Here is a 14,948-nt window from a genome sequence, read left to right as displayed (position 1 = left end):
ACCTCCCATGCGTATCCTCGTGGTCAACGTCAACACCACCGAATCCATCACTGAAACCATCGCCCAGCAGGCACGGGCCGTGGCCGCGCCGGGCACCGAGATTGTCGGGCTGACGCCTTACTTCGGCGCGGAGTCGGTGGAGGGCAATTTTGAAAGCTACCTGGCCGCCATCGCGGTGATGGACCGGGTGATGGCTTACGACCAGCCGTTCGATGCGGTGATCCAGGCCGGCTACGGCGAGCACGGCCGCGAAGGCTTGCAGGAACTGCTCGACGTGCCTGTGGTGGACATCACGGAAGCCGCCGCCAGTACGGCGATGTTCCTGGGCCACGCCTATTCGGTGGTGACCACACTCGACCGCACGGTGCCGCTGATCGAAGACCGCCTGAAACTGGCCGGCCTGTACCAGCGCTGCGCCTCGGTGCGTGCCAGTGGGATGGCGGTGCTGGAGTTGGAAGAAAACCCGCTGGCGGCGATGGAAGCCATCGTGCGCCAGGCAGAACTGGCCATCAGCGAAGACAAGGCCGAGGTGATCTGCCTGGGCTGTGGCGGCATGGCCGGGCTGGACGAGCAGATTCGCCAGCGCACCGGCGTACCGGTGGTGGATGGTGTAACCGCAGCAGTGACCATTGCCGAGTCGTTGGTGCGGCTGGGGTTGTCGACGTCGAAGGTCAGGACTTATGCCACGCCAAGGCCGAAGAAGGTGATGGGCTGGCCGGGCAAGTTCGGTCGGTGACACCCAGGCGCCTACAGGGTGGCGTTGAACCTGGCAGCCAGGTGTTGTTCGGCAAACTGCTCGATGATGAAATCCACAAACGCCCGGGTCTTGCCGGGCAGCAGCTTGTGTTCGGCATAGTAGAGGGAGATGTTGCCGTCGTCGACGTACCAGTCGGGCAGTACCCGCACCACCGCGCCACTGTCGAGGAACGGTACAGCCATGGGCATGCTCACCAATGCAATGCCCAGGCCCTGGGCGCTGGCACAGCAGGCGGCTTCGGAGTCACTCATGGTCATGCTCGGCTTGAGCACCAGCGGGCGCTGTTCACGCTCGAGGCTGGTCAATTGCCAGGAACGGATGCGACCGGTCTGCGGTGAACGGATAAGGATGCCGCGACAGCGCGACAAATCGTCGGGCCCCCGCACCGGTGGGCGCTGCGCCAGGTAGTCCGCAGACGCGACCAACACCCGATGCGCCGGCGTCAACTTGCGCGCCACCACGCCCTGGGGCAGTTCGAAGCCTCCACCGATGGCCGCATCGAAGCCCTGGCCGATCAGGTCGACCTGGCGGTTATCGAAATGCCAGTCCGGGCTGATATCCGGAAAGCGGCGCATGAACGCCCCCAGCAATGGCACCACATACCGATTGCCAAAGACTGTGCCCATGCTGACCTTGAGCGTGCCCACTGGCCGCCCCTCGGCGCTGGCCAGGTTAGCCACGGCATTCTGGATGGTGGTCAGGCTGCCGCTGACCTCTTCGAGAAACAGTTTGCCGGCTTCGGTCAGGGTCAGCCGTCGGGTGCTGCGCTGGAACAGGCGCACACCCAGGCGTGCTTCAAGCTTGGCGACGCTTTTGCCCACGGCTGCCGGTGTCAGGCTCATGTGCCGCGCGGCCTCGGCAAAGCTGCCACCTTCGGCGCTGCGCACGAAGCATTCGATACTGCCAAAGCTTTCCATATCGACCCACTCTAAACTTTTGGTTTACACAGACTATAGCAATCGCGGTCTACCGGTAGCGGTTAGCGAGGTCGATACTCGGCCCCAACACCAAGGCATTCCGCCTTGAACAGCTAGGAGATCGACATGACCACCCACACCCTCAGCGGCAAAGTCGCCTTGATTCAAGGCGGTTCTCGCGGCATCGGCGCCGCCATCGTCAAGCGCCTCGCGGCACAGGGCGCAGCCGTCGCCTTTACCTACGTCAGCTCGGCCGCCAAGGCTGAAGCCTTGCAGAACAGCGTGATCAGCGAAGGCGGCAAAGCCCTGGCGATTCATGCCGACAGCGCCAATGCGGACGCGATCCGCAACGCGGTCAACGCCACCGTCGAAGCCTTTGGGCGCCTGGATATCCTGATCAACAACGCTGGCGTGCTGGCCATTGCGCCGCTGGAAGACTTCAAGCTGGAAGACTTTGACCAGACCCTGGCAATCAATGTACGCAGCGTGTTCATCGCGACCCAGGAAGCCGCCAAGCACATGGGTGATGGCGGACGCGTGATCAATATCGGCAGCACCAATGCCGAGCGCATGCCGTTTGGTGGGGGTGGCCCGTATGCAATGAGCAAGGCGGCGCTGGTGGGGTTGACCAAGGGACTGGCACGAGACCTGGGGCCACGCGGCATCACCATCAACAACGTGCAGCCTGGGCCGGTGGATACCGATATGAACCCGGCGAACAGCGACTTTGCCGACACCCTGATCGGGTTGATGGCGGTGGGGCGTTACGGGCATGTGGAAGAGATTGCCAGCTTTGTGGCTTACCTGGCCGGGCCTGAAGCGGGGTACATCACCGGTGCAAGCCTGACCATCGATGGTGGCTTCAGCGCCTAGTACTTTTTAGACACTGCAAAACCCTGTGGGAACGGGCTTGCCCGCGAAGGCTGAGTATCGGTCACTGGATACATCGACTGATACACCGCTTTCGCGGGCAAGCCCGCTCCCACAGGGTTGACCGTGTTTGGTTCAGGGACGGGGCGGCAAGCCATAGGCCGCCAGGTCAAAGTCCGCAAGCTTGCGGATGATCTGGTCGGCGTGGTGGTACTTGCTGTCTGCCATGGCTTCATCCGGCACCGCGATGGCGGTCATGTGGGCGGCTTTCGCGGCGGTGACGCCAAACGGTGAGTCTTCGAACACCAGGCAGTCCTCGGGTGCAACGCCCAGGCGGCGGGCGGCGGTGAGGAAGATATCCGGCGCGGGTTTGGCGGCGCCAACTTCCGGGTCGTCAGCGGTGACGATGGTATCGAACAGGCCAAACCATTCGCGGTGCAGCGTGGTCTTGTGGCCGAACGAATTACGCGACGAACTGGTGCCCACCGCAATCGGGATATTGTGCGCCTTCAAGTGCCGCACCAGTGCTTCAGCGCCGGGCATGCCCAATGCCTTGGGGAAGCGCTCGCTCATCAGCGGCTCGCGAATTTCCAGGAACTGCGCCGGCGTGATCGGCAAATCCAGCGCCTTCACGACGTAGTCAGCCAGGTCCTGGGCACCGCGGCCGATAATGTGCTGCTTGATGCCCCAATCGTAGGTGCGACCGTAGCGTTCGGCGATGATCTGCGTAACTTCGGTGTAGATACCTTCGGTATCCAGCAACAACCCGTCCATATCAAAAATCACGGCCTTGATTGGACCGACTGCGGTACGCGGTGCATTCATCGCAACAGAACCTTGGGAGAGGACTAAAAGGATTCAGCACAATAACGGCCACGCTTGCCGGCAAGCAACCCTTTAGACTGTCTTCCCGTCCTTTCGAAGTACCCGCAATGCTCCTGCGTATCGCTGCCGACAGCCTGGTGCTGTTTCACCTCACCTTTATCCTGTTCGTGCTGTTTGGCGGCTTGCTTGCGCTCAAGTGGCGCCGGGTAATGTGGCTGCATTTGCCGGCGGCCGCCTGGGGCGTGGCGGTGGAAGTGCTGCACCTGCCCTGCCCGTTGACCCAGTGGGAAAACCTGCTTCGCCACCTCGCCGGGCAAGACGGTTACGGCGGCGGTTTTGTCGAGCATTACATCCTCACGCTGATCTACCCAGCGGGGTTGACCCCCGGGATTCAATTGGCGCTCGGGGCGCTGGTGCTGCTGGTCAATATCGCGGTGTATGTGTGCTTGATCAGGCGTGCGCAGGCAGGCAGCCAAGGTCGGCCAATGTAGCTTCCACCGCTGCTTCCAGCGGCGTGTGCGGCTCATGGCCCAAGGCCGCCAGCAGGCGCTGGTTGTCCATGCGCAAGGGGGTTTGCCACAGGTAGCGCATCTCTTGCATCTCACGCAGGGTGACGACAAAGGGTGCCGCCACTTTCAGCAGCCACCACGGGAAACGATTGACGCGCGGTTGATGCCCTGTCCTACGCAGCATCACACGCTGGATCGCTTGGACCATCTGTGTGCCATCCGTGTCCACGTGCCCGGCCATGTGAAAGCAGGCGAAGGCGTCCAGGGTTGCTCGATGCTCGATCAACTCGACCATCGTGCGCGCGACGTCTGGCAGATACGCCCATTGATGCATCACCCCCGGGACACCTGGGTAGCTGACGACCTTGACCGGCTTTCCGGGCTTGACCAGCCCCTGGGCAAACCAGTTGTTAGCCACCCGCGCGCCGAAAAAATCCCCGGCGCGCACGATCAGGGCCCGAGCCCCCTGACGGGAAGCGTCCAGCAAGCGCTGCTCCAATTGCACGCGGATTGCGCCTTTGCGGGTCTGTGGGTGCTGGGGTGAGTCCTCGTGCAACACCGGGAATGCATCCGGCCCGTAGTTATAGACCGTGCCGGGCAAGACGACAGTGGCGCCTTCGACGATGGCTGCGGCGATGGTATTGTCGATCATCGGGAGCACTTGCTCAGCCCAATTGCGATAACCCGGTGGGTTGACCCCATGCACGATGACCGCGCAGCCACGGGCAGCCGCCAGTACCTCGTCGCGATTGAGCGCATCACCTTTAATCCACGTAAACACTGCGTTCTGGCTGCGGGCTTTGTCCACATCACGGGTCAACGCACACACTTCCCAGCCTGCAGCACTCAACTGTCGCGCTACTTCACCGCCTATCCCGCCGGTGGCACCCAATACCAGAACCTTTTTCATGACCGTGTCCCACAGTGGTTGATGAGGCCATTTTGTGTGCAGTCTCGCTATAGATAAATTGCCGAACACCATGCAGTCGCTATACATTTATGCATGGCATCGACGATTGGCTGGGAGCTTTACCGGTCGTTCCTGGGCGTGCTCCGGGAAGGATCGCTGTCGGGGGCCGCACGGCAGCTCGGCATTACCCAACCCACGGTCGGTCGGCACATTGCCGCGCTGGAAACTGCGTTGGGCGTGGTGCTGTTTACCCGCTCGCCGAACGGCTTGTTGCCCACGGCCGTGGCCCGCACCCTGCGTGCCCATGCCGAAACCATGGAGCGCACGGCGGCGGCGCTTGAACGTGCGGCGTCTGCCCAAGGTGATGAAGTGCGCGGCGTGGTGCGCGTATCCGCCAGTGAAGTGGTCGGCGTAGAAGTGCTGCCGCCGATCCTCACGCAATTGCGCCAGGCACACCCGCACCTCAAGGTTGAACTGGTCCTGACCAACCGCCTGAGCGACCTGCTGCAACTGGAAGCCGATATCGCCGTGCGCATGGTCCGTCCCAGCCAGGAACAACTGCTGGCGCGACGCATTGGCCTGATCGAAGTGGGCCTGCATGCCCGCGATGATTACCTGCAGCGACACGGCACACCCCTGCACATGCAAGACCTGGCCAGCCACTCCTTGATCGGCTTCGATCAGGAAAATGCGTTTATCCGCAGCCTGGCCATCAAGGGCTTCGAACGCAGCGCCTTCGCCTGCAGCAGTGACAGCGACCTGGCGCAACTGGCACTGATCCGCGCCGGCGCCGGCATCGGCGGCTGCCAGGTCCAACTGGCCAAGCGCGACCCACGCCTGCGCCGAGTCCTGCCGGAAGGCTTTGCACTCATGCTGGACACCTGGGTGACGATGCACGAAGACCTGCGCAACAGCCCGCGCTGCCGCGTGATGTTCGACGCCCTGGTGGAAGGTTTGCAGCGTTACGTACAGGATTGAGACAGCTTCACTGGTGAAGAATCAGGCTCCCTCAGTCCCTTCACAGACGCCACCATGTCCGAAGCCTTCGAAGTCCCCAGCCCCCACGAAAAACACCTCGAGCACACCACCGAACATGCCCACGGGCGAGGTGACAACTTCGCCAGCCGCATCGCCGTGATGACCGCCCTCATGGCAACGCTCGGCGCCATGCTCAGCTACCAGGCCGGCTCCACCGAAAGTGAAGCGGCAATGGACAAAAACAACGCCGCCATCATCAAGACCGAAGCCGCGAACCAGTGGAACTACTACCAGGCCAAATCCAGCCGGCAGAACCTTGCGGAACTGGCCACTCACATTCCCGGTGTGGACGCGGCGCATTACAAGGACGAGATCGAACGCTACAAGCGCCAGAAGGAAGACGTACGCAAACAAGCTGAAACGCTCGAAGCCACCTCAAAGCAATGGGATGAAAAGTCGGAACAGGCGCTGCACCAGCATCACCGCTGGGCCCAGGCAATGACCGCGATTCAGATCGCGATTTCGTTGGCGGCAATTACCCTGTTGACGCGCAAGGAATGGCTCAAGCGCCTGTCGTATACCGCCGGCGGCGCAGCCGTGGTGCTGGGCAGCCTGGCGTGGCTGCATATCTGACACGATGCAGTCAAAAGGTGGGCGCTGGCTTGGCTGCGGTGGCGTTAGCTTCGGCGTTGAGGGCTTGGGTGTGCGTACAAGCCTGACGCGCGGGGTGGTAGTCTCGCCGTCTCGAAAACGACGATTACAGGGACGTAAGGATGCGAAGTCTGCTTTTATCGCTGTGCTGTCTGTTGATTACTGCCTGTTCAAGCAACCCGACAATGAATTGAGATAAGCAGCGACGCGGTGGTACTCAGCGACGTTGCCATGCTGTGCTCAATCCCGCTGCGCGACGGGTGTGACCTGCTGGATGTCATACGGCGGCGAATGGATATGCCGAGCGCTTGAATTTATGAGGGAAAGTTTTTCAAACCCCAGAAATCACAAAACCCCTGGTTTCTCTCGAAACCAGGGGTTTTGTTTACTGAATGTGGCGGTGAAGGAGTCCGCCAAATTAAAGTCCACCAGAAACTCAATAAGCCTTACAACCCTTTATATTTAGGCACTTTTAAGCCTATCATCGTCTCAAGACATCCACCAAAATTCGCCACCTTCCTAGCCTTTGTGGGGGAACAAATGGGGGAACAATATAGTTAAAGGATATTCCCATGGGAAAGCTGACCGCTAAGCAAATTGAAAATCTGACGACCCCGGGTACCTACGAGGACGGAGATGGCCTACGTCTCCTGATCAAGCCCAATGGGAAAAAATACTGGGTACTGCGCTTCCAGCTCTCCGGAAAGCGCAGGGAGATGGGGTTAGGCACCTATCCTGCAATCGGCCTAAAGGAGGCTCGACAAAACAGCAGCGACAAGCGCCGTTTACTGCGCGATGGTATTGACCCCTTACAGGCCCGTGACGATGAACGAGCGGCACAGGTGGCCGCTGAGCAGCAACGTAAAAGCAGGTCCATCACGTTCCAGGACGTGTCAGTTGATTACATAGAGGCTCATCGTGCTGGCTGGAAAAACGTCAAACACGCCCAGCAGTGGACTAACACACTAGCTACTTACGCCGCTCCCGTCATCGGTGACCTCGCCACCAACCAGATCACCACCGAGAACATCCTTGAAATTCTAAAACCCATCTGGGGCAGCAAAGCCGAAACAGCTAGCAGGGTTCGCAACAGAATCGAACTAGTGCTCGATGCCGCCAAAGCGCGTGGACTACGAGACGGTGAAAACCCAGCACGTTGGCGTGGACACCTCGACAAGTTGTTGCCGCCGAGTTCCAAGGCCAAACGTACCCAAAACCACCCGGCATTACCCTACTCGGAATTGGCTCGCTTCATACAGGCACTTGATAGTGTCGAAGGACAATCCGCCTGCGCACTCAAAATGACTATCCTCACTGCCTGCCGAACCAGTGAGGTTCTTGAGGCTGACTGGAGTGAGGTTGATTTGAAAACCAAGCTATGGACGATTCCGGCGATACGAATGAAGGCGGGGAAAACTCATACCGTGCCGCTATCTGATGCGCTAATCGCACTGCTCGAAACTCTCCCACGAATCAAAGGTAGCTCATTGCTGTTTCCAGGGGCTCGTAAAGGTCGACCCATTAGCAATATGGCTATGTTAATGACCTTGCGTCGCATGGACCAAAAAGACCTGGATGATGGCGGCATGGGCTGGCGAGATAGCAATGACAGGGTTATTACTGCTCACGGGTTTCGCAGCACATTTAGGGACTGGGCTGCTGAATGTACGCCCCATGCACGCGAAGTCTGCGAGATGGCTTTGGCTCACGTTGTCGCTAACGGTGCCGAGGCCGCTTACTGGCGCAGCGACTTGCTGGAAAAGCGCCGTGTACTGATGGCTGATTGGGCCGACTATGTAACCCTCAAGGTGCATGGATCAACCACTGCTGAGTAATTTCTGGACCCTCGTAGGATGAAATGAATGGCGCAATGCCGCTCGATTCAATTGAAAAATAATTCAGTCACACATCACCGTAATGACATCCCCACCATGGAGTTTCAAACCATGTCATTGCAGTGCCCTCGCTGTAACTCACCTAAAATCGCCTCACTCCATCAGGCTATGAAAATTAGCGCGGCCATTGGCACCCTAGGCGGCGCTGCTCGTGGCGCCAGCGCCGCACTTGCAGGCAGTCAGGCAGGTGCACTCATCGGCGCTATGGCCGGTCCTGTCGGCATAACCCTCGGCTCGGTATCAGGCGCAATCCTCGGTGGCTTGGCCGGCGCTGTCGGCGGCTGTGCGCTCGGCGCCCAATTTGGTGAGTCGCTAGATCGCCATGTACTCGCCCACAACCTCTGCCTGATCTGTGGCCATCGCTTCAATATACCGGTTTAACCCCCTTACTCCTCCCCCTCTTTTTATCTCCGCCCGGACGGTACTACGCGATGCGTGGAGCTTATGCCGGCTAGCCCCCCAAGGAAAAGTAATCATGGCTCACCTTATCGAAACAATGGCCTACGTCGGACAAGCACCATGGCATGGTCTCGGCTCTGCCCTTTCACCAAAACAACCTTTGGAAATCTGGCAGCGTGAAGCCGGCATGGATTGGCAGATTCAGGAAAGCCCGGTTCACTTCAAAGCTGACGCCATCGGACACCTGGGCACCATTCATTCGTTTGCAGAACAGAAGGTGCTCTTTCGTTCTGACTCCAAAGCCCCACTATCAGTAGTATCTCAACGCTACCAAGTGGTCCAGCCCCGCGAAGTCTTGGAATTTTACCGAGACCTGACTGAAGTGTCCGGCTATGAGCTGGAAACCGCTGGAGTGCTCAAAGGCGGTCGTAAGTTCTGGGCGCTAGCGCGAACGGGACAAAACACCGCATTGAAGGGCAATGATCAAGTCAATGGCTATTTGTTGCTCGCGACCTCCTGTGACGGCACGCTCGCCACCACGGCCACGCCGACCAGCGTTCGCGTGGTCTGCAACAACACTTTGACCATCGCACTGGATGGCACCACTCGCGCAATCAAGGTGCCGCATAGCACCCGCTTCGATGCTCGGGTCGTCAAAAAGCAGTTGGGTGTAGCAGTCTCGCAATGGGACGAGTTCATGTATCGCATGCGCGTGCTGGCCGAGCGTAAAGTCCAGTGGCATGAGGCAATGGGGTTCTTCATGAACGTACTGTGTGACGTAACGCCCAATAGCAAATTACCTGAAGTCCTGCCCAACGAACGCGCCCTGCGCAAGGTACAAAGCCTGTACGAGGGACTCGGTCGTGGCGCAACGCTTGAGTCGGCGCAAGGCACTGCCTGGGGTCTGCTGAACGCCGTGACCGAGTATGTCGACCACGAGCGCAGAGCACGTAGCACCGAGTACCGCATGGACTCCGCTTGGTTCGGCCAGGGGGCGCAAATCAAGCAAAGGGCATTGGAGGCAGCCCTGCAACTCGCGACCTGAAATGCCTTCTCCCCTCCAACCATAACGCCCGTTCAGCACCGAGCTCAACGGGAGTTTTTATGTCCGCAACCATATGACGAAATCACAAACCTGCTTCGAAAAGCAAATCTGACGGCTTACATTGCAACGCCGTTGCAATTCGGAGAATGTTCAAAAAAGTAACATTTCTCTCTCCCCGCTCAATTTTCCCCATGTGGGAACGATCAATCCCAGCAGCATCTGCCAAGGCTTCTTGCGACAGCATATGTCCTAGTCGTCGCGCACGTACTACCGCACCAAGCGCTACCAGGTCACCGTCTTTATCGTGGTTTGCAGAGATTCTTGCCATGTCGAAAATCGTCGCGCTATGATGCTTTCACGACCACGGCATTTACGACCCTTTTTTAATATTTCTGTGACTCTGAGTAGAGCTAGCAGAAGGCCTTCCTACCCACCAATACGGAGAATTTGAAATATGTCTCTACCAACAGTAAATGGATTGAATGAATTTCAAATAGAAACCCTTCTAAAAGCCAAAAAATCTTTTGAGATTGTAGGCTTGCGAAGCCAATTTACTAAAAGCGTGATAATTGTTGAAAAAAAGATAGAAAGCTTAGATTTAAAGTGTCGGGTAAAAATCGATATTAAAGGTGCTATAGCTCAAGGCGGCATTCTGGGCACTATAATTGGAATATCTTCTTTACCTCTCGGCGCCGTCTTAGCCGCCACGGCTACTGTGGTCAGCGCTGGCCACACTCTAGCAACTTACAATCCCGACTACGAAATCATAAAAGACTACGCCAATAAAAAACTAAAAGTCATCTACAAGAAATAGCAGCCGACGAAATCAAACTCCACTCCTGCGCACACTTCAGAGCTTAATAAATTGAATACAAAATCTGTCATATTAAAAACAGCCAGCCTTATTTCGTTCGCACTCTCTGTAAACGCCCAAGCAGAAGTTGACTACGGGTACATGTATCCGCCCATGCTACCAAATGAACAAAGCATGAACGATTTACCTTATGCTATTCCGTGTGCAGAGGCTAAAAATCAGTTTGGAGCAAAATTTTACCGTTGCACTTGGTATGCCCTTCCAAGGAATATTACACAGTGGAATGCACAGCAACAGCGTAACGTTACTTTCAGCAACCATATCAGCGGCAAATGTGTACGAGGCACTTGCCGTGCATCCAATGGCTCAGGTATCTATGGAATGTACGGCCAAGATCTCCGCTTTAGTCTCTCCATTTACTATTACATCTATGAAAGTGAGGATGGTTATCCGATTGCCTATCGTATGGATGGCGGGCCAAATAAAAAGGGGAAAGAGGTTACCTACGCTCAAGCCCGTACAACACTTCAGGACTTCTTTCTTGATCACGGCATCAGCAAAACGAGCGCAAAAGACGCTATTGCTGCCTACTCGTTGGATACGACGAGTGATTCGTCAGTCGATGAGGTGCCACAGGTCGAAAAAACACCAATGACAAAACCCACAAAAATCATCGAAGTAAAAGAAGCTTGGTGCAACCCGCGTGCAGACGATGAGTGCACCATAAATGGGAAGAAAGTAGCAAAGTCTGAGCTAAAGCAATACCTGCCAGCGGTTTATGAACTAGAAGTACTCAATGCGGGTGGGTATTGTGAGCACCCGATTTGCTATGACAAAAATGACAAACCGATTGGCATCAACTAACGTAAAGGCACGGAGTTTTTCGTGCCTTTATTTTTTCTTAAAATGCAAAGATAGCAGATTTAATTTAAAGCAACTAAGCAATAGCAGCCGACTCATTTACCTTCATCTGATACCGCTAATGCACAGCAACATGCCCGCAGCAAATTTCAACCGACATATATACCGCGCAAGAGTGACCGCCTCCAACAGCATGGCATCACCTTATTTTACACCCAAAAGCCTGCGGCTAAAAAGTTTAAAACTAATTAAAAGCGATCAAAACAGTCACAAACTCGCATACTTACCAAAAGTTTATTAAGAAGCTCTTCCCTCAAACACTCAGCCCCCTGCTGGTGCGTGAACCAACTGATTACGAATGCTCCGCAACTCCTTGATCCAGTTTCGCGCCTCTCTCGTGAAACGCTCGACACTGGCGCTCCACCTCTAATCAGGCACGCGAAGGACGGCAGCTAGGTCAAGCCTCTTCATAGATCGGATTCGCTTCTCTTCGACGCGTCGTTGCTGTTGAAGGGGTAAACGATTGACAATATTATCGACCCACCCTGCCCCCTGCGCGGTAAGCTTTGTTTCCAACCTCCACGCTCTTATTCCTCCAGACGCTATAGCAGCTCGTTCATCCCGGAGCTCCAAAAAAACTTTTTCATTGGTATCCACATGCTTCGTTTGAGTTTCAGTCACGAGTTTGAGCGCCTCGAGTCAAAAACCCAACTTCGCCCAGTATTTTTTTTCGAGCCATGATTACTCTTGGACTTACTCATGACGGCATCACTTGAATCTAATGTTCCTTATCATGCTCGAACTAGTTAATAATTTAAGCCCTCCTCTTTCCAAAGCCAGGATAGTTCTATAGAAGAGGGACCTAAACTGACGCGCATTCGAGCGAGGAACTCGATCAACACATCGCCGCGGCGACAATCTCCGTTTTACCTGCGTTTATCGCCGCGAAGGCGAAAAGCTAGGCGCACTTGCCTGCAGTTTCTCTAACACCTTCTGGTACGCCAAATCCCCCTCAGCCTCTCGAGCAGGGATCACTTCTCCATGTAACTGAGCACGCAGGTCATCCCAACGCTCCAACAGAACCTTCCAGTTATGCTCGTCGTAAGTCCCTCGAAAGATCACCGGATGCACATCAATACGCGGCAGCTCTGAAGCTGGACTCCCCCGTTCCAGCGCCTCATCCAACCGGCGGCTCCAATGACTGCCCACACGATCGACTCGGCCTATCTGTTGTTCGACCACCCCGGGGTTCCACTCCGGGTGCATGAGGATGACGGTCTTGCATGCCAGATGCAGGTTGAGGCCTTCGCGGCCGACGGTAGATTGGGCTACGAGAACACGGGGAAAGCTATTCGGGCGGTTGAAGGCCAGTTGCAACAAGCGGCGGGTAGATTGTTCAGTGCCGCCGTACATCAGGCGAGCGAAACCTCCCTCCTGGTGGGCAAACTCAGGCTGTAGACGGGCGAGTAGCAGTTCCCATTGCAACGCAATTTCGCCGGTATCCGGTGTGTGGGGATTGTCGTCCGTGTGCTGGTCGCCGGCAGCGCTCAGCAGTTGGCAAAAGGCGGTGCACGCTTGCTCAGGCGTCAGATGTTCGACGTCCCCGCCAGTGAAGTCGAGGATCGCCCGGGTAAACAGCGCTACGGGATGTTTCTCGGCGGTGCCCACCAGATCCTTGTTGAGCTCAGCCTCCTGAAGGCGTTTGAACATTGCGCGGGATACCTGCTCATGTTCGGGGAGGCCCGCATCCAACCAGCCGAGCAGACGCCGGCGTAGCTGCTCACGACGTGTGCTGTGGGTGCTGTATTGATTGGCCAGCAACTCAGGGATGGAGCTGAGTTTCAGCCGGCAATTCAGCTGACGGTGCGCAATCTCCACTGCTACCCATTCCGAATGGTCATCGGACTCGTCGGCACGAGCATGGATTACGCTCTGCGGCCAGTAACGGCCGGCCTCAAGGCTACGTAGCATTTCACGCGCGTTCAGCAGCCGGACCAAGGCCCGCATGGGTGCGGTGAAACGGCCGAACACCAGCACCTTTTCCTCTTGTTCGTGTGCGGCTTCGATGGCCGTGATGGTGGCCAGGATTGCCGGGTGCTCGAACAAGTGGTGGGGATTCTGAAACGCCTGAGCAGCCGTCTTCAACCACCACTGCACGCGTTGCTGGCGCTTGTCATCGACCGCGCTGGACTGTCCGTCATTCGGCAGGGCAGAAGGCCCCGCTGGTTCATTAATTTGCGCCAGAAGGTCAGCGATGCCATGCCCATTGGCTAGGGTCAATCGCAAGCGTTTGGCCGTTGAGTTTTCGTCCAGTCGCGAGGCCACGGACAGCGCCTCGGTTGCGCACACAGCCTGTCGCCAAGGTAACTTCAGCGTGCGTACATCCACAATGACGGGCTTTTGGGTGTTGCGATAGCTTTCCCCTTGAGTTTCTTGGGCGAAGCGTGAAACGTCGGCGTCTTCACGTTTATCCCGGCGCAGCAGATAGGGGCTCAACGTCGATTGAAAGGCACTCGCTGCAGCCTGATATTGTTGACGGGCCGTGTCGCTGGAACGCCAATGAGCTCGTAGATGACGGATGGCCTGCGCAAAGTCGTTGATCACAGGCTGAAGTTGATCGCGCACTTTTTCGTCGAGACCAAGCCGTTCGAAGGTTTGCCGCCATTGCTCGGCATCCAGCTCCACAGGAGTCGCTGTCATGCACAAGCGACGGCTGTGCTGAGTTCCCTGCACCAGGTTACCGAGCAACCGGCTCAGGCCGCTGTCGGTGCCGCGACTTTTGTGGGCCTCGTCGATCACCAGCAGGTCGAAGGAGCCCAGGCCAAACCCGACCACCTGCTCAAGCCAACTCCGATGAGGAGTACCGCGGCGGTAATTGGTCTGAGTATCGGGGTTTGGCCAGAAATGCCCGGTCGTGACGTCAGTCAACCAGGTGTAAGCGGGGTGCGCGGCGTCTTCGCTGATACGCGCAACAATGCTGGCAGCGGCTCGCTTGACCCTTTCATCATAAGAGCCTGACAGGTGGTAGCCATTTGGATACTTGAAACCTGCCTCCTTGCGCCAGCGCGCGAAGACTTCCGGCACCAACTCTCTGCGCCAGCGCGTTGCATTCTCGCCCATACGCCAGTTGGCAAAGGTATGGGACAGCACCAGGATTGGCTCCTGAAACCATGGCTTTTTATCAAGAACCTCTTCGGCACTTCTGGCTTCAAAGTAGCCGTGCAGACCACGCAACATAGCGGGAGTTGTAACGCCTCCCAGTTTCAACTCGGCCTGCCACTGATAGCCCAGCCCTGGCGGGGCGATGACGGCGATTCGACCGCCAGCGTCCTTGACTGCGCGAATCAGCTCGACAGCGATACGGGTCTTGCCCATACCCACTTCATCGGCCAGCACTACCCCGTGTTCGCCAATACGATCGGCCAACGCATGCAGGCTGGCTCGCTGGCCTGGATTCAGGTGCGCAGCCGCCTCACCCGCGTCATCTGCGACTTGTTGCTGTTGCATCGCCCGTTCG

The 14,948-nt window shown here is 57.1% G+C and carries 15 protein-coding genes and 1 pseudogene; 11 read left to right on the top strand and 5 right to left on the bottom strand.

Annotated features, from left to right (window positions below; genetic code table 11):
* The first annotated feature begins 7 nt into the window (after window positions 1-7).
* Window positions 8-736 carry an aspartate/glutamate racemase family protein gene (locus CQ002_RS10165; protein ID WP_034108262.1) on the top strand — a complete coding sequence of 243 codons (729 nt, stop codon included), beginning with the start codon at window positions 8-10 and terminating at the stop codon, window positions 734-736.
* A gap of 11 nt (window positions 737-747) precedes the next feature.
* On the opposite strand, the gene CQ002_RS10160 is transcribed toward CQ002_RS10165, so the two are convergent.
* On the bottom strand, window positions 748-1,674 hold the full coding sequence (locus CQ002_RS10160) for a LysR family transcriptional regulator (protein WP_034108264.1): 927 nt from the start codon (window positions 1,672-1,674) through the stop codon (window positions 748-750).
* A gap of 126 nt (window positions 1,675-1,800) precedes the next feature.
* Between CQ002_RS10160 and CQ002_RS10155 the strand changes: the two genes are divergently transcribed.
* Window positions 1,801-2,547 carry a 3-oxoacyl-ACP reductase family protein gene (locus tag CQ002_RS10155; RefSeq protein ID WP_105162704.1) on the top strand — a complete coding sequence of 249 codons (747 nt, stop codon included), beginning with the start codon at window positions 1,801-1,803 and terminating at the stop codon, window positions 2,545-2,547.
* 132 nt (window positions 2,548-2,679) lie between these two features.
* Here CQ002_RS10155 and CQ002_RS10150 read toward each other — a convergent pair whose 3' ends face one another.
* Window positions 2,680-3,369, bottom strand: a complete 690-nt coding sequence (locus CQ002_RS10150; protein ID WP_010208454.1) for an HAD-IA family hydrolase — start codon at window positions 3,367-3,369, stop codon at window positions 2,680-2,682.
* Window positions 3,370-3,476: 107 nt separating this feature from the next.
* On the opposite strand from CQ002_RS10150, the gene CQ002_RS10145 reads away from it, so the two are divergent.
* Window positions 3,477-3,860, top strand: a complete 384-nt coding sequence (locus CQ002_RS10145; protein ID WP_098467214.1) for a DUF2784 domain-containing protein — start codon at window positions 3,477-3,479, stop codon at window positions 3,858-3,860.
* On the opposite strand, the gene CQ002_RS10140 is transcribed toward CQ002_RS10145, so the two are convergent.
* Window positions 3,820-4,788 (bottom strand): NAD-dependent epimerase/dehydratase family protein, encoded by a 969-nt coding sequence (locus CQ002_RS10140; RefSeq protein WP_105162705.1) that lies wholly within the window; start codon window positions 4,786-4,788, stop codon window positions 3,820-3,822. The genes CQ002_RS10145 and CQ002_RS10140 overlap by 41 nt on opposite strands.
* 93 nt (window positions 4,789-4,881) lie before the next feature.
* Between CQ002_RS10140 and CQ002_RS10135 the strand changes: the two genes are divergently transcribed.
* From CQ002_RS10135 to CQ002_RS10110, 6 genes and pseudogenes are all read left to right on the top strand, one after another.
* Window positions 4,882-5,766: a LysR family transcriptional regulator gene (locus tag CQ002_RS10135; protein WP_105162706.1), complete on the top strand. Its 885-nt coding sequence runs from the start codon at window positions 4,882-4,884 to the stop codon at window positions 5,764-5,766.
* Between the two features lie 54 nt (window positions 5,767-5,820).
* Window positions 5,821-6,399, top strand: coding sequence for a DUF4337 domain-containing protein (locus tag CQ002_RS10130; protein WP_034108274.1), 579 nt, complete (start codon window positions 5,821-5,823; stop codon window positions 6,397-6,399).
* 210 nt (window positions 6,400-6,609) lie between these two features.
* Window positions 6,610-6,729, top strand: a pseudogene (locus CQ002_RS28530) (short-chain dehydrogenase); the annotation flags it as partial.
* 260 nt (window positions 6,730-6,989) lie between these two features.
* The gene (locus CQ002_RS10120; protein WP_105162707.1) at window positions 6,990-8,252 is read left to right on the top strand and encodes an integrase arm-type DNA-binding domain-containing protein; all 1,263 of its coding nucleotides are present in this window, start codon (window positions 6,990-6,992) and stop codon (window positions 8,250-8,252) included.
* A 168-nt stretch (window positions 8,253-8,420) separates the two neighbouring features.
* On the top strand, window positions 8,421-8,693 hold the full coding sequence (locus CQ002_RS10115) for a hypothetical protein (protein WP_177431167.1): 273 nt from the start codon (window positions 8,421-8,423) through the stop codon (window positions 8,691-8,693).
* A 94-nt stretch (window positions 8,694-8,787) separates the two neighbouring features.
* A complete protein-coding gene (locus CQ002_RS10110; protein WP_105162708.1) occupies window positions 8,788-9,756 on the top strand; it encodes a DUF932 domain-containing protein in 969 nt (322 codons plus the stop codon).
* A gap of 82 nt (window positions 9,757-9,838) precedes the next feature.
* On the opposite strand, the gene CQ002_RS10105 is transcribed toward CQ002_RS10110, so the two are convergent.
* Window positions 9,839-10,084, bottom strand: a complete 246-nt coding sequence (locus tag CQ002_RS10105; RefSeq protein ID WP_081007120.1) for a helix-turn-helix domain-containing protein — start codon at window positions 10,082-10,084, stop codon at window positions 9,839-9,841.
* Window positions 10,085-10,210: 126 nt separating this feature from the next.
* On the opposite strand from CQ002_RS10105, the gene CQ002_RS10100 reads away from it, so the two are divergent.
* Complete coding sequence (locus CQ002_RS10100; RefSeq protein ID WP_105162709.1) at window positions 10,211-10,570, top strand: hypothetical protein; 360 nt, start codon at window positions 10,211-10,213, stop codon at window positions 10,568-10,570.
* Between the two features lie 174 nt (window positions 10,571-10,744).
* On the top strand, window positions 10,745-11,434 hold the full coding sequence (locus CQ002_RS10095) for a hypothetical protein (RefSeq protein WP_234010345.1): 690 nt from the start codon (window positions 10,745-10,747) through the stop codon (window positions 11,432-11,434).
* 933 nt (window positions 11,435-12,367) lie between these two features.
* Here CQ002_RS10095 and CQ002_RS10090 read toward each other — a convergent pair.
* The gene (locus tag CQ002_RS10090) at window positions 12,368-14,938 is read right to left on the bottom strand and encodes a DEAD/DEAH box helicase (protein WP_158260141.1); all 2,571 of its coding nucleotides are present in this window, start codon (window positions 14,936-14,938) and stop codon (window positions 12,368-12,370) included.
* Window positions 14,939-14,948: the final 10 nt, after the last annotated feature.

This window comes from Pseudomonas sp. MYb13 (genome assembly GCF_002980075.1).
GTDB lineage: Bacteria > Pseudomonadota > Gammaproteobacteria > Pseudomonadales > Pseudomonadaceae > Aquipseudomonas > Aquipseudomonas lurida.
This window is presented reverse-complemented; position numbering and strand designations above follow the sequence as displayed.